Origin of the sequence: Micromonospora sp. NPDC050187 (genome assembly GCF_044459745.1) — a bacterium.
Classification (GTDB): domain Bacteria; phylum Actinomycetota; class Actinomycetes; order Mycobacteriales; family Micromonosporaceae; genus Micromonospora.
Genome location: NZ_JBITJH010000005.1, coordinates 304,711 through 323,002, shown reverse-complemented (window position 1 = coordinate 323,002; position 18,292 = coordinate 304,711). Strand labels below are relative to the sequence as shown.

The 18,292-nt window shown below is 72.1% G+C and carries 21 protein-coding genes, 1 tRNA gene and 3 pseudogenes; 9 read left to right on the top strand and 16 right to left on the bottom strand.

The genetic code is table 11. The features are described from left to right. The first annotated feature begins 235 nt into the window (after window positions 1-235). Window positions 236-1,123 carry a glycosyltransferase family 2 protein gene (locus ACIBJE_RS11230; RefSeq protein ID WP_396746720.1) on the top strand — a complete coding sequence of 296 codons (888 nt, stop codon included), beginning with the start codon at window positions 236-238 and terminating at the stop codon, window positions 1,121-1,123. Between the two features lie 95 nt (window positions 1,124-1,218). On the opposite strand, the gene ACIBJE_RS11225 is transcribed toward ACIBJE_RS11230, so the two are convergent. The 3 genes from ACIBJE_RS11225 to ACIBJE_RS11215 form a co-directional block, all read right to left on the bottom strand. Further along, window positions 1,219-2,331 (bottom strand): glycosyltransferase family 9 protein, encoded by a 1,113-nt coding sequence (locus tag ACIBJE_RS11225; protein ID WP_396746410.1) that lies wholly within the window; start codon window positions 2,329-2,331, stop codon window positions 1,219-1,221. Between the two features lie 3 nt (window positions 2,332-2,334). Continuing rightward, on the bottom strand, window positions 2,335-2,895 hold the full coding sequence (locus ACIBJE_RS11220; RefSeq protein WP_396746717.1) for an Hsp20/alpha crystallin family protein: 561 nt from the start codon (window positions 2,893-2,895) through the stop codon (window positions 2,335-2,337). 62 nt (window positions 2,896-2,957) lie between these two features. After that, window positions 2,958-3,464: a DUF2231 domain-containing protein gene (locus ACIBJE_RS11215; RefSeq protein ID WP_396746407.1), complete on the bottom strand. Its 507-nt coding sequence runs from the start codon at window positions 3,462-3,464 to the stop codon at window positions 2,958-2,960. Window positions 3,465-3,634: 170 nt separating this feature from the next. On the opposite strand from ACIBJE_RS11215, the gene ACIBJE_RS11210 reads away from it, so the two are divergent. After that, the gene (locus tag ACIBJE_RS11210; RefSeq protein ID WP_396746404.1) at window positions 3,635-4,249 is read left to right on the top strand and encodes a pyridoxamine 5'-phosphate oxidase family protein; all 615 of its coding nucleotides are present in this window, start codon (window positions 3,635-3,637) and stop codon (window positions 4,247-4,249) included. 4 nt (window positions 4,250-4,253) lie between these two features. Here the strand turns inward: ACIBJE_RS11210 and ACIBJE_RS11205 are convergent, their stop codons facing one another. Then, complete coding sequence (locus ACIBJE_RS11205; RefSeq protein WP_396746401.1) at window positions 4,254-4,547, bottom strand: hypothetical protein; 294 nt, start codon at window positions 4,545-4,547, stop codon at window positions 4,254-4,256. Next, window positions 4,541-4,858, bottom strand: a complete 318-nt coding sequence (locus ACIBJE_RS11200; RefSeq protein ID WP_396746398.1) for a DivIVA domain-containing protein — start codon at window positions 4,856-4,858, stop codon at window positions 4,541-4,543. The genes ACIBJE_RS11205 and ACIBJE_RS11200 overlap by 7 nt, the downstream gene beginning before the upstream one ends. A gap of 447 nt (window positions 4,859-5,305) precedes the next feature. On the opposite strand from ACIBJE_RS11200, the gene ACIBJE_RS11195 reads away from it, so the two are divergent. Further along, window positions 5,306-5,506, top strand: a complete 201-nt coding sequence (locus tag ACIBJE_RS11195) for a GntR family transcriptional regulator (protein WP_377653408.1) — start codon at window positions 5,306-5,308, stop codon at window positions 5,504-5,506. 84 nt (window positions 5,507-5,590) lie between these two features. Further along, a complete protein-coding gene (locus ACIBJE_RS11190) occupies window positions 5,591-6,427 on the top strand; it encodes a class I SAM-dependent methyltransferase (RefSeq protein WP_396746395.1) in 837 nt (278 codons plus the stop codon). A gap of 17 nt (window positions 6,428-6,444) precedes the next feature. On the opposite strand, the gene ACIBJE_RS11185 is transcribed toward ACIBJE_RS11190, so the two are convergent. Then, entirely contained in the window at window positions 6,445-7,089 is a 645-nt protein-coding gene (locus ACIBJE_RS11185) for a GNAT family N-acetyltransferase (protein ID WP_396746392.1), read from the bottom strand. 176 nt (window positions 7,090-7,265) lie between these two features. On the opposite strand from ACIBJE_RS11185, the gene ACIBJE_RS11180 reads away from it, so the two are divergent. The 4 genes from ACIBJE_RS11180 to ACIBJE_RS11165 all read left to right on the top strand — a co-directional run bounded on the left by ACIBJE_RS11180 (window position 7,266) and on the right by ACIBJE_RS11165 (window position 10,826). Further along, window positions 7,266-7,526 carry a hypothetical protein gene (locus ACIBJE_RS11180; protein WP_396746389.1) on the top strand — a complete coding sequence of 87 codons (261 nt, stop codon included), beginning with the start codon at window positions 7,266-7,268 and terminating at the stop codon, window positions 7,524-7,526. Between the two features lie 837 nt (window positions 7,527-8,363). After that, entirely contained in the window at window positions 8,364-9,005 is a 642-nt protein-coding gene (locus ACIBJE_RS11175) for a hypothetical protein (protein ID WP_396746386.1), read from the top strand. Between the two features lie 96 nt (window positions 9,006-9,101). After that, window positions 9,102-9,998, top strand: a complete 897-nt coding sequence (locus tag ACIBJE_RS11170) for an aminoglycoside phosphotransferase family protein (protein WP_396746713.1) — start codon at window positions 9,102-9,104, stop codon at window positions 9,996-9,998. Between the two features lie 153 nt (window positions 9,999-10,151). Further along, on the top strand, window positions 10,152-10,826 hold the full coding sequence (locus ACIBJE_RS11165) for a GNAT family N-acetyltransferase (RefSeq protein ID WP_396746383.1): 675 nt from the start codon (window positions 10,152-10,154) through the stop codon (window positions 10,824-10,826). 15 nt (window positions 10,827-10,841) lie between these two features. Here the strand turns inward: ACIBJE_RS11165 and ACIBJE_RS11160 are convergent, their stop codons facing one another. From ACIBJE_RS11160 to ACIBJE_RS11145, 4 genes are all read right to left on the bottom strand, one after another. After that, the gene (locus ACIBJE_RS11160; RefSeq protein ID WP_396746380.1) at window positions 10,842-11,531 is read right to left on the bottom strand and encodes a hypothetical protein; all 690 of its coding nucleotides are present in this window, start codon (window positions 11,529-11,531) and stop codon (window positions 10,842-10,844) included. After that, window positions 11,528-12,346: an ABC transporter ATP-binding protein gene (locus ACIBJE_RS11155; protein WP_396746377.1), complete on the bottom strand. Its 819-nt coding sequence runs from the start codon at window positions 12,344-12,346 to the stop codon at window positions 11,528-11,530. Before ACIBJE_RS11155 ends, ACIBJE_RS11160 begins: the two co-directional genes overlap by 4 nt. Then, complete coding sequence (locus tag ACIBJE_RS11150) at window positions 12,343-12,678, bottom strand: PadR family transcriptional regulator (protein WP_396746374.1); 336 nt, start codon at window positions 12,676-12,678, stop codon at window positions 12,343-12,345. Before ACIBJE_RS11150 ends, ACIBJE_RS11155 begins: the two co-directional genes overlap by 4 nt. 138 nt (window positions 12,679-12,816) lie before the next feature. Then, a tRNA-Thr gene (locus ACIBJE_RS11145) sits at window positions 12,817-12,893 on the bottom strand. A 269-nt stretch (window positions 12,894-13,162) separates the two neighbouring features. Here ACIBJE_RS11145 and ACIBJE_RS11140 point away from each other — a divergent pair. Further along, entirely contained in the window at window positions 13,163-14,902 is a 1,740-nt protein-coding gene (locus tag ACIBJE_RS11140; RefSeq protein WP_396746371.1) for a metallophosphoesterase family protein, read from the top strand. Window positions 14,903-14,928: 26 nt separating this feature from the next. Here ACIBJE_RS11140 and ACIBJE_RS11135 read toward each other — a convergent pair whose 3' ends face one another. From ACIBJE_RS11135 to ACIBJE_RS11110, 6 genes and pseudogenes are all read right to left on the bottom strand, one after another. Next, window positions 14,929-15,432, bottom strand: coding sequence for an AAA family ATPase (locus ACIBJE_RS11135; RefSeq protein WP_396746368.1), 504 nt, complete (start codon window positions 15,430-15,432; stop codon window positions 14,929-14,931). Between the two features lie 74 nt (window positions 15,433-15,506). After that, a complete protein-coding gene (locus ACIBJE_RS11130; RefSeq protein WP_396746365.1) occupies window positions 15,507-16,367 on the bottom strand; it encodes a stage 0 sporulation family protein in 861 nt (286 codons plus the stop codon). An 82-nt stretch (window positions 16,368-16,449) separates the two neighbouring features. Next, window positions 16,450-16,728, bottom strand: a pseudogene (locus ACIBJE_RS11125) (hypothetical protein); the annotation flags it as partial. A 129-nt stretch (window positions 16,729-16,857) separates the two neighbouring features. Further along, window positions 16,858-17,328 (bottom strand): annotated as a pseudogene (locus ACIBJE_RS11120) (hypothetical protein); the annotation flags it as partial. Between the two features lie 260 nt (window positions 17,329-17,588). Further along, window positions 17,589-17,876: pseudogene (locus ACIBJE_RS11115) on the bottom strand (hypothetical protein); the annotation flags it as partial. A 1-nt stretch (window position 17,877) separates the two neighbouring features. Continuing rightward, entirely contained in the window at window positions 17,878-18,207 is a 330-nt protein-coding gene (locus ACIBJE_RS11110) for a YbaB/EbfC family nucleoid-associated protein (protein ID WP_396746362.1), read from the bottom strand. Between the last annotated feature and the right edge of the window lie 85 nt (window positions 18,208-18,292).

Sequence of the window (18,292 nt, the reverse complement as noted above, 5' to 3'; positions counted from 1 at the left end):
GCCACCGCACCGCCCCCGGCACCGGCACCGGCACCGGCACCGGTAAGCCGAATCCGGCCGGCATCGACCGCCCGAGGAACGCCCACCTCCACGGCGAAGCCCAGCCGAACGGCAACAGCCACCCCAACGGCAACGGCCACGGCAAGGGGAACCGGGGCCCCTTTCTCACCGGCCGGACGCCGTGAACCGGCCGGACGCCGTAGCTCCACCCGACGCCGCCCACCGGCCGGACATGATGGACCGGCCGCTCGACCTGGGCTCGCCGGACGGCTTCCGCCACGAACGCACCCTGGATGTGCTGATTCCCACCCGGAACCGGACGGCCGAACTCGCGGTCACGCTCTCCGGGCTCGCCGCCCAGGAGGGCGTACCCGGGTTCGGGATCGTGGTCAGCGACCAGTCCGACGGCATCCCGGCCTTCCGCCATCCGGCGGTCGCCACGATGACGCGGGCATTACGCCACCGAGGGCATCCGGTGCTGCTCACCCGTCGGTTGCCCCGGCGGGGCCTGGCCGAGCACCGGGCGTACCTGCTGGACCGGTCGGCGGCCCGGTACGTGCTCTGCCTCGACGACGACGTCTGGCTCGAACCGGGAGCCCTGCACCGGCTGGTCACCGCCATCACCGAGCTGGGCTGCGGGTTCGTCGGCAACGCCGTGCACGGCCTCTCCTACCTCGACGACGTCCGGCCGCAGACCCACCGGCACTACGAGGAGTGGACCGGTCCACCCGTACCGGAGACGGTACGCCCCGGCACCCGCGAGTGGCAGCGCGCGACCATCCACTCGGCGGCGAACCTGCTGCACGTGACCGAACGCCTGGACCTGCCTCCGGGCGCCTGGCGGGCGTACAAGATCTCCTGGATCGGCGGCTGCGTGCTCTACGACCGGGCCCGGCTGGTCGAGGCGGGCGGCTTCGATTTCTGGCGTCGCCTGCCCGAGGGGCACCAGGGCGAGGACGTGGCCGCGCAGCTCGCCGTGCTGGCCCGGTACGGCGGCGCCGGCATCCTGCCCAGCGGGGCGTACCACCTCGAGTCGCCGACCACGGTGACCGAGCGGGACGTGGAGGCGTGGGAGGTCGTCCTCACCGACGTCGCCCCCGGCACCGCGCAACCCACCCGCTGAGGTGTTTGCTGAGGTGTTTGCAGGGGACCCTTCCTCGGCAAAAAGCGGTAACAGGGGACCCCTGCTACCACCCAACCCAACCCACCCGAACCCGGTTACCCGGCGACGGCGAGGAGTTCGCGGGCGGCCTCGACGACCTCCACCGTGGGCACGTCGATGACGAACGAGTCGCGGTGCGGGCACTCGCCGTCGCCCGGCCGCGCCGGATACACCCCGGGGGTGCAGTCGACGCCGCAGACCGGGCAGTGCACCGTCCAGGACATGATCGGTCGATGCCGGTGGCGCAGCGGGTGCCCCGTGTTGATCAGGTTGCCGACCCAGTAGACGCCGACCGTCGGCGTGCCGACCGCCGCCGCCAGGTGCAGCGGACCGGTGTCGTTCGACACCACCAGGGCACAGTCCGCGTAGCAGGCGGCCAACGCGCCGAGGCTGAGCGTGCCGACCTGGGGACGGACCGGCACCCCGGCCGCCGCGACCACCCGGTCGACCACCTCCTGTTCGGCGGGGGTGCCGGTGACCAGCACCTCGTACCCGTCGGTGGTCAGTTCCCGGGCCACCTCGGCGAACCGCTCGGCCGGCCAGCGGCGACGGGTGTCGGTCGCGCCCGGGTGCAGCGCCACCCGGGGCCGGGTCGGCTCGCCGAGCACCGCCCGCGCCTCACCCCGGTCGGCGTCGGTCACCGCGAGGCTCGGTAGGACGGTGGTGGCCGGGGCCCCGACCAGCGCGGCCACCTCCAGATAGCGGATCACCTCGTGCTGGTAGTAGACGTACCGGAGCCAGCGGTCCAGCGGCGGGGCGTCCTCGGCGCGCAGCCCGGCGGTGACCCGCGCACCGAGGCCGCTGACGAGCGGGTTCGAGTTCGCGCCGCCGCCGTGCACCTGCAACGCCAGGTCGAAGCGCTCGGCACGGGCGGCGGCCAGGAAGTCGTCCATGGACGACTCCGGTTCGCCCGGGTCGCGGCCCCGGATCCCCGGGGCCGGCGGGACCACCAGCACCCGGTCCACCGGGCCGGGCCGGTCCCGGAACAGCTTCGCGTGCCACGGCGCACCGAGCAGCACCAGCTCCGCCTCCGGGTACGCGGCCCGCAGCGCGTCCAGCGCCGGCAGGACGAAGATGAAGTCACCGAGCGCGTTGGCGCGCAGCACGGCGATCCGGGCGACGTCCGGCACGCGCCCGGCGACCGGCCCGAGCAGGGACGGGTCGACCATCCGCTACGGCCGGTCGATCTCGCCCGAACCCTCGGACGGGTCGGGCCGGTCGGTGCCGGGTCCGGGCAGTCCGGGGCTGACGTCCGGGTGGTGCAGCTCCCGGTCGGCGGCCGGGTCGACGGGGGGCGTACCCCGCCCGGGGTGGCCGTTGGCGGAACGCGCCGTCGGAGTGGGCCTGGACAGCGAGGTCGGTTGGCCGACGGTGATGGTGCGCGGCGCGGGGCGGGTCGCCCGGGGCAGCCGGATCCGGAGGAGCCCGTGGTCCATGACGGCGTCGATCGCGTCCGGGTCCACCCGGGAGGGCAGGTCCACGCGGTACTCGAAGCCCCGGGTCTCCAGCCCGCCGGAGATGCCGTGGTCGGCGTTGACCTCGGCCTCCGACCGCGCCCGTACGCAGAGTTCCCGGTCGTCGATCTCGACGGCGACCTCCTCGGGTGCCACGCCGGGCAGCCGGACGACGACCTCCCACCCCTCGGCGGTCTCGGTCAACTCCACCTCCGGCGGCCCGGCGCGGCCCCCGACCAGGCGGGCCAGCTCGGCGCGGAGCGACTGCAACTCACCCATCGGGTCCCAGCTCGACGACCGGCCGCGCCAGCCCCGGCCGGAACCGCCGCCCTGCTGCTCGCTCACCGCATGTCCCCGATCCGTGTGGTGGCTGCTGGGGGCCGCAGTGAGCTGGGGGCGTTCAGGTCTGCCTCCCGGTCGACCCCGACGCCGAGCCGGTCGACCAGTTCACCCCCGAGCCACCCGCTGACGCCGAGGATGGCCAGGGCGACCACCTCGATGGCGATGAGCGCGCCGCCGGCCGCCCGCGAGTCGGCGTTGAAGCGCACCACCCAGACGGCGGCGAAGAGCAGGATCACCGCCAGGTTGGCGGCGGCGTGGGTGAGCGCGATCCGTTTGGCCCTGGTGCCGGCCGGGATGGCGAGCAGGTCGAAGCTGCCCGCGATCGCGGCGAGCAGGCCCATGACCAGCCCGACGGTGATGTTCCAGTAGGCAATCTCCCCGAACACGGCGGACCCGCCGAGCGTGTCGACGACATCGAAGAAGACCCCGGTCACCAGCAGGGCGAACGGGAACATCACCAGCATCGGGTGTACGGGGTGCCCGAGCACCTTGAGTCGGCTCTCCATCTCCGGCCTCCCAGGGTCTTCCGTGTCGCGGACGCCCGTGGGATCCGCTGCGTGGGGCGGTACCCCCACCTCTGGTGGACAAACCCCGCCGTGGTCCGCCCGGCGTACGCTGGTCGGCGGCCCTCGGCGTGGCTCCTTGTCACCGAGGTCAACGCACGGGGGAGGACAACGTGACGACGGAGATCACCTCAGCCGAGGAGTTACGCGAACTGCTCGGCGAGCCCAATGCCCGCGCAGTCGCCAAGGAACGCCGGGTCCTGCACGAGCTGGACCGGCAGTGGCTGGCCGCCTCGCCGTTCTGCCTGATCGCCACCTCCGGCGCGGACGGCTCCTGCGACGTCTCACCCAAGGGCGATCCGCCCGGCTTCACGCTGGTGCTGGACGACCAGACCATCGCCATCCCGGAGCGTCCCGGCAACCGGCGGGCCGACGGCTTCCACAACATCCTGGAGAACCCGCATGTCGGGCTGGTCTTCCTGGTCCCCGGCCGGCCGGACACGCTCCGGATCAACGGCCGGGCGACCCTGGTCCGGGACGCGCCCTTCTTCGACCGGATGGTGGTGAAGGGACACCGTCCGCAGCTCGCCATCGTGGTCGAGATCGAGCAGGTGTTCTACCACTGCGCGAAGGCTTTCCTCCGGTCCGAGCTGTGGCAGCCGGAGAGCTGGCAGCCGGGCGTGCTGCCGACCCGGCCCCGGATCGTCAAGGCGGTCGAGGCCCCCGAGATGGCGCTGGCCGACCTGGAACGCCACTACGGCCCCGACTACGTCAGGACGATGTACTGATCCGCTAGCGGAACCGGTCCGGGTTGGGTCGCCGCCGCCGGGCCGCGCAGGGCACCCGGTGGTCGGTGGGCAGGGCACACCGGCCGCCGCCGGGCAGCAGCCGGTCGCAGAACACCCGGTGCCGTACGCCCTGGGCGTCCTCCTCGGAGACGGTCACCTCACCGGCGTCCACGCGGCCGGTGATCTGGGCGAGCGCCCGGGCGGCGGTCCGGGCGAAGATCCGCGCCCGGATCAGGTCGGGCACCACGATCGGCAGGTGGATGACCCAGCGTCCCTCGTTCCGGCCGTCGGTCACCATCGGGCCATCTCACGGGCGGTCGGGGCCTGGGCGGACTGCCAGCTCCGCAGCGCGTCCTTGATGCGCTGGTTCTCCTCCCGTACGGCGGTCAGGGCGGTCCGGGCGACGGACAGCTCGTCGGCGACCCGGTCGAGGAAGACGGCGATCTCGGCCGGGTCCAGCCCCCGGCGGCGGATGGTGAAATGACGGCCCCGAATGCGTTCCGGGGTCAGCGGCGGGTGCCCACGCAGGGCGGTGGTGTCGCTGGTGGACGCAGGTCGCAGGTGGTGGTGCCGGCCCCGTAGCCGGGCTCGTCGGAGGAGTACGCGCACGGGTGACCGCCTTCCGGAAGTCAGGTGATGTTCGCCGAAGTGGTGTTTCCTGATGTTCGGGGGTGCCCCTGCTGGTTCGGGTCCGGCCGGGACACCCCCGCCCTGCCGTGCGCGGCGTCGAGCAGCAGCGACGGCGGAGCCGCCCCGGTCAGCCGGGGGAAGGCGGGCGGCCGACCCGGGGAGGGGGCCGACCACCCCGACCGGGGCAGGTACGTGGTGGAGCACCGATGCCGCACCCACGAGGCGCCAACCAACCGCAAGCACCGCATCGCTGTCCGTGACGCTATCGACACCGGCACACCTACGTCAAGTGCCTCTTGTGTAGCTATTGCAGCACCAGCAGCACCGTCACCTGTTTCATTACATGCATTGCCTGCTTCGGAACATCGATCGATACTGGGAGGGCCAACCGACCGCAAGGGACCAGACGTGCCTATCCCACCCACCATGGATGAGCTGCTCGGCAGCTTGTTACACAAGATCGAGAATGGTTCGTACCCGCCCGGCTCCCAATTGCCATCCGGCCGGACCCTCGCCGCCGAGTACGACGTCTCACACTCGACCATCCAGCGCGCCATAGCGACCCTGCGTGAGCGGGGCGTTCTGGTCGGACGGCCGGGGCGGGGTGTCTTCGTCGCGGAGAAGTAGCCGGGTGTTGGCGGAAGCCTGGTGGCTTCCGGCCCCCACGGGGCCATTCCCCACCACGGTCGTCTGAGCCGATCGGATCTCGTCATGCGACACGGAGAGTTCGAGGATCCTCGACTCGTGTCGGTCTACGACGCCGAGTGCCCGTGGGGACCTGACGACGACTTCTTCCTCGCGCTGGTCGGCGAGACCCCGCAGGCCCGCGTGCTCGACCTGGGCTGCGGCACCGGGCGACTCACCCTCGCCCTGGCCGCCGCCGGGCACCGGGTCACCGGCGTCGATCCAGCCCGCGCCTCCCTCGACGCCGCCCGCGCCAAGCCGGGCGCGGGCCGGGTGACCTGGATCGAGGGCACCGCCACGGTCCTCCCCGAGCGATCCTTCGACGTGGCGGTGATGACCAGCCACGTCGCGCAGTTCTTCACTACCGACGAGGAGTGGGACGGCGTCCTCGCCCACCTCCACCGGGCACTCGTACCGGGTGGGCGGCTGGTCTTCGACTCGCGCGACCCCGCCGACCGACGCTGGGAACGGTGGAACCCGGTCGACTCGCGACGTCGCCCCCACCTGCCCGACGGCCGAACGGTCGAGGCGTGGACCGAAGTCACCAGCGTCCGGGCCGACCTGGTCACCCTCACCCACCACTACGTCTTCGCGCCACCGGCCGATGATCCACTCGACTTGCGGCATACCGGGGTGTCCGATTGGCCGGAGACCCCGACATGCCGCAAACGGAGTCGATCTTCGCCTGCGGACGCCCGCCTGGAGCTGGAAAGCTCGGCGACCCTGCGGTTCCGCAGCGAGGCCCAGCTCCGTGCTTCGCTGCACGCGCGCGGGTTCGTCGTCGAACATGTGCACGGCGGATGGCGGCGCGAGCCCGTCGGGGCAGGTGACGGCGAACTCGTGGTCACTGCCCGCTCCGCCTGACCCGCCGGACGGGTGGGTCAAGCCGCGCCGAAGAGTTCCAGGCAGGGCTCCAGGCCGTCGACGGTGACCGCCGGACGGTCCGTCCGTTCCCAGTTCTCCCGCGTCAGTCGCAGCCGCTGGGAGACGAGGACCTCGCCGCCGCAGACGTCCCGACTGATGCCGTCCGGCTGGTAGCCCAGCTTGCGGGAGACGGCGAGCGGCGCGGCGTTGTCGGCGAACGAGGCGCTGGTCGCGTGCGCGGCCCCGAGGCCGGCGAAGGCCAGGTGCAGCGTGGCGGCGCGCATCTCGGTGCCGATCCCCCGACCGTGGTACGCCAGGCCGAGCCACGAGCCGGTCGCCACCTCGCGGCGTACCGCGAACTCCCGGCCCCAGACGTCCTGGACGCCCACCGGCCGCCCCTCGACGAAGACGACCAGGTCGAGCGACCACGACTGCGGGGTCCACTCGCCCCGTCGACGCCAGTGGGTCTGGACCACGGAGCGGGCCCGCTCGGCAGGTGCGCCCTCCGCCCAGGGCACCAGGAAGCGCCGCTCACCCGGCTCGTGCACGCCCCGCGCGGCGACCTCCGCCAGCTCGGCCAGCTCGTCCTCGGTGGGCAGTCGAAGTTCCAGCCGGGCGGTCCGTAGCCGCAGTCCCAGCAGGGGCCAGTGGTCGATGAGCACGAGGCATTGTGGTCGCAGGGTTGCCGCAGGCGCACCGGGTTTACCGCTGCCGTCGCCTTCTACCGCCGCCGTCGTCGCACCGGATTCACCGGGGAGGCTCCGGGTGGGGAGCCGGCTTCCACCTCAGCCACTTCCGTTCGACCTCGGCGCTCAGGTCGACGCCGTGGTGCCGGGCCATGACCAGCACCTGGCACAGCACGTCGGCCAGTTCCGCCCGGAACCTCTCGTCGGTCTCCTGCTCGGTGAGCCCCTTGTCCCGCCTGACCCGTACACATCAGGAAGGCCTGGGTCAGCTCGCCCACCTCCTCCTGAAGTTTCAGCAGGAACCAGGTCGCATCCTGGGTGATCCCGTGCCGCCGGGCGTAGTTGCGGGAGACCGGCACCAGCATGGCCGCCGGCTGCGGGTCGCCGAAGTCGGAGAGTTCCTCGACGCGTGACCACCGGTCGGCCAGCCCACGGCTGCCATCAGGTCCACGACAACCTCGAGTAGTCGTACAGGACACCCACCAATCGCCTCCCGCCTGCCTGCCGTCGCCGACGCGGCGCGACGGCGAGAACATACCGGGTGCCTGCTGGCAGCCTGCTGGATGCGGGTGGCCGACAGCCGCAGGAATCAGGGGTCGATCGTCGGCCTGGTCGCCTGATGTTCGCTGATCCGCACTTCCGGCGACCAGGCCTGGCCGGCCTTCGCTTACATCCGGGATGTCGCGCGTCGCGCGGTCAGCCCAACAGGCGGTAATAGTAGGGACTGGAGCCGCACAGATTCGTGGGTTGGATCGAGTCGTACGTCCATCCCATCGGAATCGAACAGACCCACAGGCCGTTCCTTGGGGTCCGCAGTCGATATTGGTACCGGAGCGACCCGCAGGAATTGCTGGGCTGCACCCAGTCCCAGGTGTAGCCGCTCGGCACCGAACAGGACCAGGTCCCGTCGAGGCTGAGGACCACCGGCGCGGTTTCTGCGATCAAGGCGCTCTTCTGTGGTGCCGAATTCGCGTACGCGGGAATTGCAGCCGCGCCAATGGCCAGCGGGACCACCATGGCGAGCACAGCGATGAATCGACGCAACACGGCTTTCCTTTCGATCACTGGGGAACCAACCCTCGTTGGCCTCGAAATCGTCGCAGACCGAGTGAGCGTATGTCTATTTTTCGATATTGGCCGGAACCGACTGCGGATTGGACAGACGATCGTCGCGCGCCCGCCAGTCAGGAAGGAACCCACCGCCGGTCGGGGGCCTGGGCCGGTTTGCGGTCCGGCCCCATAATGAGCCGATGTCCGTCGTCGCAGGTGGTACCACATCAGCCGTACGCCCAGGTGGCCGCGCCATCGTCGGCTGGGTGGTGGGCATCGTGGCGGCATGGGGACTCGTCGCCACGATGCACCTGTTCGGCCTGAAGCTGGCCAACCTGTGGCTGTTCGGTCTGCTCCTCACCGGGCTGGGCTGGCTGGTAGCGACGACCGTCACCGGGGTCGCCCTGGTGGCCGTGTGGCGTCGGGGCCGGTCGGTTCAGGCGTTGTCGCTGGTGCTGGTCCCCGGGGTGCTGGCCCCGGTGGCGATCGTGGCCGTCGACTGGACGTCCACCTACGTCCACGGGTTCCACCGCCTCCACCGGGCCGACTTCCACGCCGCAGCCGCGCTCGCCGACCAGGTCACGGCCAGGCACGGCGACCGGTACGGCCAGGTCCTGCCGAAGGATCTCCGGCACCTGTCGTCCAAGGGGCGGGCGGTGCGGATCGGCCCCGAGGGCGGCGGGCAGACGGGGATCCTCCTGCCGGTGTGGGTCGGCACGCCGGACGGCGCGGCCGGCTACGCGTACTTCGCCGAGACGCCGGGCGACACGAGCTTCGACTGTTACGCGGACCCCTGCCGGGTGCGCTGGTCGCTCGGTGAGGGCTGGTACTGGCTGGATTGACCCCCGGAATCGGGAAACCCCGCCTGATGGCCGAGCTGCGGGACCTAATCGGTTCGCGGCGCACCGCCCAGCCGACCTACGGTGCCACCCGTGCCCATGCATGACAACGAGATCCGCGCCAGCGTCGAGCAGGTGCGCCGCCTGGTGACAGCCCAGTGCCCGCAGTGGGCTGGCCTTCCCGTGGTGCCCCTGCCCGACGAGGTGGAGGGCACCGACCACGTACTCTTTCGGATCGGCGACGAACTCGCCGCCCGTATGCCCAAGATTGCCGGGGCGGTCGACCAGGCCGAATCCGACGCGCGATGGCTGCCCTCACTGGCGTCCCACCTGCCGGCCCGGATCCCGGTTCCGCTCCACCTGGGCGAGCCGGGCGCGGGGTACCCGTGGCGGTGGACCATGGTGCCGTGGGTCGCGGGGAGCACGCCTCCCAGGCTGGGCTGCGACGACGTACGCCTGGCCCGCGACCTGGCAGCCTTCGCACGCGCCCTGCACAGGGTGGATCCGGCCGGAGGTCCGGCCAAGCCACCAGGATCCCGGGGGGCGGCGCTGCGCCACGTCGACGAAGCCGTCCGCCGGGTGCTGCCCCGGCTCGCCGAGCATGAGGACGGTTTCGATGTGACGGCGGCCGAGGCGGCCTGGGGCGTCTGCCTGACCGCTCCCGACTGGGATCGGGACCCGGTATGGATCCACGGTGACCTGCAGCCGGGCAACCTCATCACCGACTGCGACCGACTGGTCGCGGTCATCGACTTCGGCGCACTCGGTGTCGGCGATCCGGCACCGGACGTGGCTCCGGCGCTGTGGACCTTCACCGGCGCGGCCCGGGAGGCCTACCGGGAGGCGATCGGGTACGACGACGCTACCTGGCGCCGTGCCTGCGGCTGGGCCCTCGCACCGTCGCTGACCGGCATCGACTACTACCGGCACACCTTCCCGCGGATGGCCGAACACGGCCGCCGAATGGTCCGTGCGGTCATCGCCGAACTGGTGTGAGGGCCGCCGCCCAGTGCGCGGGTTCCGTGGGCATCGCGGCAGTCGTCGGGCGGGTCACGGCGACGGGGGGATGGGTGACCGGGACCCCGCGTCGCAAGGGCCGGTAGCGGCCGAGCGGCGGGCACGGTGGATTCCCAGCGCTACGGTGTGGCCATGATTGAGACCCGTCCGTACGTGGAGGCGGACCGCGCCGCCCTGCGTGATCTGTTCGCGCGGGCCGGTGCCGGTGCCCCGGGTGCGTCGCTGTGGGGGCACCCCGAATCCGAGGCGGCCATCTACCTGGACCCGTATCTGGATCTCGCACCGGGCTCACTGTTCGTCGCCACCGACCAGGGGACGCTGGTCGGCTACCTGACGGGATGCCTGGACAGTTCGACCTTCCCCAGCGAGGAGGAACGCATCGCGGCGGCGTTCCGCCGGTACCGGCTGGCCCTGCGGCCCGCGACCGCGCCGTTCCTCGCCCGGGCCCTGCTGGACGGGACACTGACCGCCCTCCGGCGGCAACCCACCGCAGGGGATTTCGCGGACCAGCGGTGGCCGTCGCACCTGCACATCAACGTGGCGCCCGAGGCGCGGGGCACCGGCGCCGCCGCGCAGTTGATGGGCCTCTGGTTCGACCAGCTCGAGCAGGCCGGTTCGCCCGGATGTCACCTACAGACCCTGGTGGAAAACACCCGGGCGGTGCGGTTCTTCACCCGGATGGGTTTCGTGCCGCACGGACCGACGCCGTTGGTGCCCGGTGTCCGCGACGGCGGCCGTCGGCTCCACCAGCAGACCATGGTCCGGAGCGGGGACCGGACGCAGGTTGACGGGGGCGATCCGCACTGATCGGTCTACTCGTACCTAGCGGGTGACGAAGCGGACGTGCGGGCGACGGCGGAGGCGGATCGTCGCCAGCACAGCCACCAGGGCGGTGGCGAGGACGCCGAACAGCACGCCGTGCGCCAGGCCCCGGGCCAGGTACTCCGGCCCGGTGTGGTCGACGGCGTACGTGCCGATCTCCCGGCTGGACCAGAAGGGCATGAGCCGGGTGACCGCGTCGGCTGGGTCGATCATCATCTGCACGCCGACCACGACGAGTAGGAGCAGCGTCCCCTCCAGGTCGCGCGGCACGGCAGCGCCGATCAGCAGCCCGAACGGCGCGGCCACGGCGACCGCGAGCAACATCGCCAGCGCGATGGCGCCGAGTCGCACCTGGTCGCCGTGGTCGACCGCGACCAGCGCGAAGAACGGCACGGCGATCGACGCTCCGAGCGCCCACATCGCCACCAGCCGGCCGAGGTAGAGGTGATGGCTCCGGTAGCCGGACAGGCGCAGCCGGGGCTCGATCGGTCGGCTGGTGCCGCTGGCGAACAGCGCCGCGGTGCTCACCGCCCAGGCGATCCCGAGGAGCAGGAACCGGATCGACTGTCCGACGTGGTCACCGCGTCGGACCAGGTAGAACGCCAGTGGCAGGGCGAGCAGCAACACGAGTACGCCACGGCGTCGCAGCATCTCGCGGAGCGCCATCTCGGCGACGGTAATGATCTTCATGCTGCCGCCTCCCGCACGGTCAGGTCCAGCACCTGGTCGACCTGGTCCAGTTGGCTGAGCAGGTGGGTGACCACGACGATCGCCCGGCCCTCCTCGCGCCATCGCCACACGTGCTGCCAGAAGTCGAGGTACGTGCCCCGGTCGAAGCCCTGGTAGGGCTCGTCGAGCAGCAGCACGTCGGGGTCGCCCATCGACGCCATCACCAGGTTGAGCTTCTGCCGGGTACCGCCGGACAGGTGCCGGGCCTGCGTCCCTTCCGCCGCGTCCCACTGCAACGCGGCGGCCCCGGCCCGCCCCAGCCGCCGAGACCGGGCCCGGTCCAGGCCCCGGCCGGCACCGATCAGGACGAAGTGCTCGTCGGGCCGGAGGAAGTCGTACGTCCCGGCGTCCTGCGGGCAGTAACCCAGCACGCCGTCGACCACCACCTCGCCCGCGTCCACCGAGAGCAGGCCGGCGCAGACCCGCAGGAACGTGCTCTTGCCGCACCCGTTCGCACCGACGACTGCCACCACCTCGCCGGCGCGTACGGTCAGGTCGACATCGTGCAGGACGGTGCGACGGCCGTACCTCTTGGTCACTCCACGCACGTCGAGCCGGACACGGCCGGGCGGGCGGCGCGGTGGTCGCCGGGCGGCGAGGCTGTCCGCGACGGCAGCGGCGTACCCCTGCGGCGTGCCGAAGGCCCGCAGCGCCGGCTGGCCGCTGTCGCGCAGATGCGTGGCGGCTTCGGCGATGACGTGGCCGGTCACGTCCGGGCCGATCTGGTGTCTGGCCAACTCCTGGCCGAGCGCGTGCAACCAACTGTCGTTGTTCACGGCAGTTCCTCCCGGAATATGGCGTCCACCCGGCCGGCGAACGCGGTCCAGTCGGCGGCCAGCCGGCGCACGGTCTGCTCGCCGGGCGGCGTGAGGCGGTAGTACTTCCGCGCCGGGCCGGTTTCGCCCTCGCGCCATTCGGCGGTGATCAGCCCGGAGCGCTGCAACCGCAGCAGCACCGGATAGAGCGTGCCGCCCTGGATCTGCCCCAGCCCGGCCTGGTCGAGCGCCTGCGCCAGCTCGTAGCCGTAGGACTCCCGCCGGCCCAGCAGCGCCAACACACAGACATCGAGGACGCCGCGCAGCCACTGCCCCCGCCGGTCGTGATCCACAGGGGACAAGGTAGCACAGCTATCTAGATAGAACCGCCACCTAGTGAGCAGACACTCGCCCGACTGCCGGTGCTACGGAGGCATGGAAAAGGCCCAGGTCATGATCGGCGATCAAGCCGTTGACCTGGGCCTTTCCTATGGAGCCGCCTGACGGAATCGAACCGTCGACCTACGCATTACGAGTGCGTCGCTCTAGCCGACTGAGCTAAGGCGGCAACGATCGTCAAGTGTACGGCACACGCCCCGCCCCGGTCTCCGGGGATCCCCGTCACCGCCCCTGCCGAGTCGACCGCCGTCCTCCGCCCTCCTCCGCCTGGCCGAAGGTGGTTGCAGGGGTCCCCTCCTACGCAAAAAGCGGTAACAGGGGACCCCTGCTACCTCCCACCACCCCCCCACCGGCTTAACAGTGGTCGATTCGGACAAGGGTGGCGTAACCGTCGAGCAGCAGACAGCGGTACCCATCCGGGCCGGATACGCTCCGACCGTGAGTGACGACCACCCCTCGCCCACCACCCCGCCGGAGGCGACCAGCGCCGACGAGGGCCACCCCCGCCGCCCGCGCAGCACCGAGCCCCACGAACTGGGGTTCACCCCCCGCCGGGCGGTGCCCTGGCTCGCGCCGCTCCTGCTGATCAGCACCGGCATCCGCACGCTGCTCGCGATGTTCTTCGGGGCGTACCTGGACAAACGAGAGCTGCAGAACGCCTTCGGGAACGGGGTGTCCCGCCAGGTCGGGCCGGACGGCGGGCTCTGGCTGGACTACGTCGCCGACCTGGGCGACGGGTTCGACGCGACGTACTCGGTGGCGTACCTGATCGCCCAGCCCGAGCTGGACGTCGACGGGCACCGGCTGCCCCGGGCGCAGACCCTGGTGATGGGCGGCGACCAGGTCTACCCGTCCGCCGGGTACGAGGCGTACGAGGACCGCTGCAAGGGGCCGTACCAGGCGGCGCTGCCGTGGGCCACGCCGGGCGGCCCGACCCTGTTCGCGGTGCCGGGCAACCACGACTGGTACGACGGCCTGACCGCCTTCCTGCGGCTCTTCGTCCGGTCCCGGGACCAGTACTTCGGTGGCTGGCGCACCGAGCAGTCCCGCTCCTACTTCGCGGTCGAACTACCCGCCGACTGGTGGCTGTTCGGGCTCGACGACCAGTCCGGGTCGTACCTGGACGACCCGCAGCTCACCTACTTCGAGGCAGCCGCCGCGCGGCTCGGCCCGCAGTCGCGGGTGATCCTGGCGGTGCCGGCACCGACCTGGGTGCGGGCCGTCGACACCCCCACCGCGTACGACTCGCTGGACTACTTCATCCGCACGGTCGTCGCGCCGACCGGGGCGACGGTGCGGCTGGTGATCACCGGCGACCTGCACCACTACGCCCGCTACGCGGGACCGGACCGGCAACTGGTCACCTGTGGCGGCGGTGGGGCGTACCTCTACCCGACGCACAAGCTCCCGGAGCAGATCGAGGTGCCGCCGCGCGACACGCTCGCCCGGCGGGCCAGCCGCTCCGAGCCGTACGACCTGGCGGGCCGCTATCCCGACGCGGCGCGCTCCCGACGGTACGGCTGGGGGATCTTCCGCCGGCTGCCGTTCCGCAATCCCGGCTTCACCGCGCTGCTCGGCACCCTGCACACGCTGCTGATGCTGGCGATGGCCGGGGTGGCGGCGAACCGGGCGGGCGCGGTCGAGCAGCGGCTGTTCAGCGTGCCGTTGGTGGCGATGCTGCTGGTGACGATCCTCGGTGCCGGCTTCTTCGCCAAGCCGCCCAGCGCGAGCGGCAAGCGACACTCCCGGCACTGGCTTCTCGGGATCACGCACGGGCTGGCGCACGTCACGCTGGCTGCCGGAGGCACCTGGCTCTGGCTGGAGCTGCCGTTCCACGACTGGCCGTGGCCGATGCCGGTGGTCGCCGCCGCTGTGGTCTACGGGCCGGTGATCGGATTCGTGGCGAGCGAACTCACCGCCGCCTACCTACTGGTCGCGTCGGGGTTCGGGGTGAACGTGAACGAACTCTTCGCCGGCCAGGGCATCGAGGACGCGAAGTCGTTCCTGCGCCTGCGGATCGACCCGGACGGCACCCTGACGATCTATCCGATCGCCGTCGACCGGGTCTCCCGACGCTGGCAGGTCAACCCGGACCAGTCCCCCACCGCCTCCTGGCTCACCCCGGAGGCTCCCCTGACCCCCCGCCTGGCCGAACCTCCGGTGACCCTGCGCCCCTGACCCGCCGGCCCATCCACCGCATGCTCCTACCGGTGCGGAGACAGCATGACGTGACGGAGGATTGCGTCGACGACCTTCGCGACAGGTGCGGTCGCGTCGACTACGACACCGGTTCTCGGAAGGTCTTCCTTCGTCCGATGCAACCGCAGAACCAGTTGGCGTTCCGCCGGCCCTCCGCCCCACTCGTCTTCCGGTCGCCCGTCAAGTCGCCGGTTCAAGGTGTCCAGGTCGACGTCAAGGACGAAGACGCCATCGAACAAATCGACGAACTTGTGGAAGTTCCGCGAGCCCCCGCAGAAGAAGGTAACCGGCTCGTCGTGGTTGGCGACCAGCGCCCTGACGTCGTCCACGCACCAGATGTGGTGCTCGTGCGTGCGACCATCCATCGGCTCACCGGTCTCCGGGTCGCCTTGATAAGCCAGTTCCCGGTCACCATTGATGGCCTGGTAGCCGCGCCGCCGCAATTCTTCGCAGACCGCGGTCTTGCCGGTGCCGGACACGCCTTCGATCAGGTAGTTTCTCAGGCCCATCGCCGGATGTTAACAAGCGAGGTGGGGGACGAATGTGGCCGTGGAGCACCGCCGTTGGCGACGAGGCGCGTCGGTCAGCGCGCTGCGCCCTCCGGGCTTGACTGGTCACGGCTGTCGTAGGCGCGGCGGGAGCCGCAGACGTCGGCGCGGGAGCACATGGAGCGCGAGCCGTCGGCATCCAGGCGGACGGTCACCGCGTCTCTCGGGACGCTGTGGCCGACCACCTTGCCGTCGCCCGCCGGGGTCGACACGCGGGTGCCGACGGCCGGGGCGGACTCCTGGAAGCGCTGGTAGAGCGGGTGCTCGTACTTCAGGCAGCACATCAGCCGGCCACACGCCCCGGAGATGCGCAGCGGATTCAGCGGCAGGTCCTGGTCCTTCGCCATCCGGATGGTCACCGGCTCGAAGTCGTTCAGGAAGGTGGCGCAGCACAGGTCCCGGCCGCAGGAGCCGATTCCGCCCTGCACCCGGGCCGAGTCGCGGGCGGAGAGTTGGCGCAGTTCGACCCGGCAGTGCAGGGTCGCGCCGAGGTCACGGACCAGGGCCCGGAAGTCCACCCGGTGCGGCGCGGTGAAGTAGATGGTGGTCCGGCCATTGCCCCCGACCTCGGCACCGGGGACGTGGTCGACGGCGACCACCTTCATCGGCAGCCCGTGCTCGCGGATCAGCCGTTTCGAGGCGACCTTCGCGTCGGCCTTACGTTTGCGCAACAGCTCGTCGCGGCGCAGGTCCTCGTCGTCGGCGAGGCCGGCGAGCTTGGGGAAGCCGTCGGTGTCCTCGCTGACCCACTGCGGTGCCCAGACACACTCGGCCACCTCGGGACCGTCGTCGGTGGGCACCAGCACACGGTCGCCCACCTGCGGGCGGAACTCGCCCGGGTCGAGGTAGTAGAGGCGGCCGTACCGGTTGAAGCTGACCGCGCAGAGCATCCCCATGCCCTCACCCTACGACCAAGTGACGGCCCCCACCCACCCCGGCGTCGCCAGCCGGTCACCCATCGCAGCCATCGACGGTCGACTAATCGTCCCGCCAGCGGACGCGGAGCGGCTCCGAGGCGGCGGAGCTGCCCGGCCGGGGCCGCCAGGGCGCCTCGGCGAGGCTCGGCGCCCACTGGCGCAGCAGGGTCTCCGCCCCGTCGTACGCGACGGAGAGGACGGCCAGGACCCGGGCCGCGATCTCGGCGGCGGCACGGGCGGAGGCACCAGCGGCGGCTCCCGGTGCCCCGCCGGCCCCGGCCGGGGTGGTGACGCCGAAGGTCCGAGCGGAATGGGCGGGGCCTCCGGTCCGGGCGGGGCCGATGACGCCTCCGGTCCGGGCGGGATCGGCGGGGCCTCCGGTCCAGGACGGGACGGTCGACGCGGAAACGGTCGTGCCGCCGACGCGGGGCGTGGTGGAGTTGACGGGCATGGTGGAGGCGACCCGGGGCGTGGTGGCGGCGACCACGGTCACCGCCTCGGCGGAGCCGAGGACGTCGGCGAGGGCACGGGCCAGCGCCAGGCGGCTCCGCTCGGCCCAGTCGGCGAGCGCGTCAGCGTACCCGGCGGTCGACTCGATCCGCCCGACCAGGCTGTCCGGCCCCTCGTCGAGGTGCCGCAGCAGCTCCGCCCGCGCCTGCCCGTACGCCGAGGCGGCCGGACCCGACCAGGCGGCCTGGTCGGTCAGCGGGGCGCAGGCATCGTCGTAGTCCCGGACGAGCTGGCGCACCGTCCGGCCGGCGCCGGCCAGCGGAGCCGGGCGGAGGTCGAGGAAGGTCCGGACGGCCTCACCCGGGAGGGCCTGCATCCGGCGCAGCAGCGGCCAGACCGGGTGCCCCTCCGGCACCCCGGAGGCGAGCAACGTGTCCACCCGGCCGAGCAGGTCCAGGCCGGGTTCGGCGAGCCGGTCGAGCAGGTCCATCAGCCGTCACCCGAGCGGGGACGGGGCACCCGTGGCGGGACGTCAGCGGTGAACGGGAACCCCGCTCCGGTCGGGACGGTGTCCGCCCCCGCCTGGAAGCCCGCCGCGTGCAGCGGCGCGGGGCCGGTCGGGGCGGCGCCGAACCACGTGTCGCCGGGCGCGGGAGTGGCGAGGCGGGACCAGCCATCGGCGGCGTCGGGCGCGGGGACGGCGAGCCGGGACCAGGCATCGGTGTACCGATCGGGGGCGTGGACGGCGAGGCGGTGCCGGGCCGCGGCGTCGGTGTCGGCGTACCGGTCGGCGGCGTCGCGGATCGCGGACGCGGCGGCGGCGAGCCGGGCGGCGGCGGCCCGCGCCTCCCGGGCCCGGTTGTCGGTGGCGGTGACCCACTGTCGGTGCAGGGCGCGGCCGAGGTCACCGGGGCGGCCGGGCCCGTCAGCGCCGAAGACCACCGGGGCCGGGCCGGTGACGGTCACCGCGTGGGCGACGGCGGCCAGCGTGGCGCTCGCCTCGTCGAGGCGGGCGGCCAGGGCGTACAGGCTGTCCATCTCAGGCCCCCGCCAGCGGTCGGTACGCGGCGAACGTCTCGTTGTGCAGCTTCTCCCGCGCCCACTGCGCGGCGTCGGCCGCCGCGGTCACCGCCGTCTGCACCGAGTTGGCGACATCCCGGGGGTGGCGGTTGTGCAGCGGGCCGAGGAAGCGGACGTCGGTGATCGTGCCGGCGGCGGTGACCACCACCTCGACCAGCCCGTCGGGGGACCGCACGGTGACCTGGACGCCCGCGACCGCCGCGTCGAACTCGGCCTGGAGGGACTCGATCCGGCGGTACCGCCGGACGGCCTCCTCGATCCAGGCTTCGTCGATCTCCCCCCGCGGCATGGGCGGACTCCTCCCGCAAGCGTGTCACTGAGGGTGCCGTCGCCGTCACCACGGCACAGGGACCGTACCGCAATCAATCGGCACT

Excerpts from the sequence above, each read along its gene's own strand:
- ACIBJE_RS11230 (WP_396746720.1), top strand. The coding sequence starts at position 236 with ATGGACCGGCCGCTCGACCTGGGCTCGCCGGACGGCTTCCGCCACGAA.
- ACIBJE_RS11225 (WP_396746410.1), bottom strand. The coding sequence starts at position 2,331 with ATGGTCGACCCGTCCCTGCTCGGGCCGGTCGCCGGGCGCGTGCCGGAC.
- ACIBJE_RS11220 (WP_396746717.1), bottom strand. The coding sequence starts at position 2,895 with ATGGGTGAGTTGCAGTCGCTCCGCGCCGAGCTGGCCCGCCTGGTCGGG.
- ACIBJE_RS11215 (WP_396746407.1), bottom strand. The coding sequence starts at position 3,464 with ATGGAGAGCCGACTCAAGGTGCTCGGGCACCCCGTACACCCGATGCTG.
- ACIBJE_RS11205 (WP_396746401.1), bottom strand. The coding sequence starts at position 4,547 with ATGGTGACCGACGGCCGGAACGAGGGACGCTGGGTCATCCACCTGCCG.
- ACIBJE_RS11195 (WP_377653408.1), top strand. The coding sequence starts at position 5,306 with ATGGATGAGCTGCTCGGCAGCTTGTTACACAAGATCGAGAATGGTTCG.
- ACIBJE_RS11190 (WP_396746395.1), top strand. The coding sequence starts at position 5,591 with ATGCGACACGGAGAGTTCGAGGATCCTCGACTCGTGTCGGTCTACGAC.
- ACIBJE_RS11180 (WP_396746389.1), top strand. The coding sequence starts at position 7,266 with ATGACCAGCACCTGGCACAGCACGTCGGCCAGTTCCGCCCGGAACCTC.
- ACIBJE_RS11175 (WP_396746386.1), top strand. The coding sequence starts at position 8,364 with ATGTCCGTCGTCGCAGGTGGTACCACATCAGCCGTACGCCCAGGTGGC.
- ACIBJE_RS11170 (WP_396746713.1), top strand. The coding sequence starts at position 9,102 with ATGCATGACAACGAGATCCGCGCCAGCGTCGAGCAGGTGCGCCGCCTG.
- ACIBJE_RS11165 (WP_396746383.1), top strand. The coding sequence starts at position 10,152 with ATGATTGAGACCCGTCCGTACGTGGAGGCGGACCGCGCCGCCCTGCGT.
- ACIBJE_RS11160 (WP_396746380.1), bottom strand. The coding sequence starts at position 11,531 with ATGAAGATCATTACCGTCGCCGAGATGGCGCTCCGCGAGATGCTGCGA.
- ACIBJE_RS11135 (WP_396746368.1), bottom strand. The coding sequence starts at position 15,432 with ATGGGCCTGAGAAACTACCTGATCGAAGGCGTGTCCGGCACCGGCAAG.
- ACIBJE_RS11130 (WP_396746365.1), bottom strand. The coding sequence starts at position 16,367 with ATGGGGATGCTCTGCGCGGTCAGCTTCAACCGGTACGGCCGCCTCTAC.
- ACIBJE_RS11110 (WP_396746362.1), bottom strand. The coding sequence starts at position 18,207 with ATGCCGCGGGGGGAGATCGACGAAGCCTGGATCGAGGAGGCCGTCCGG.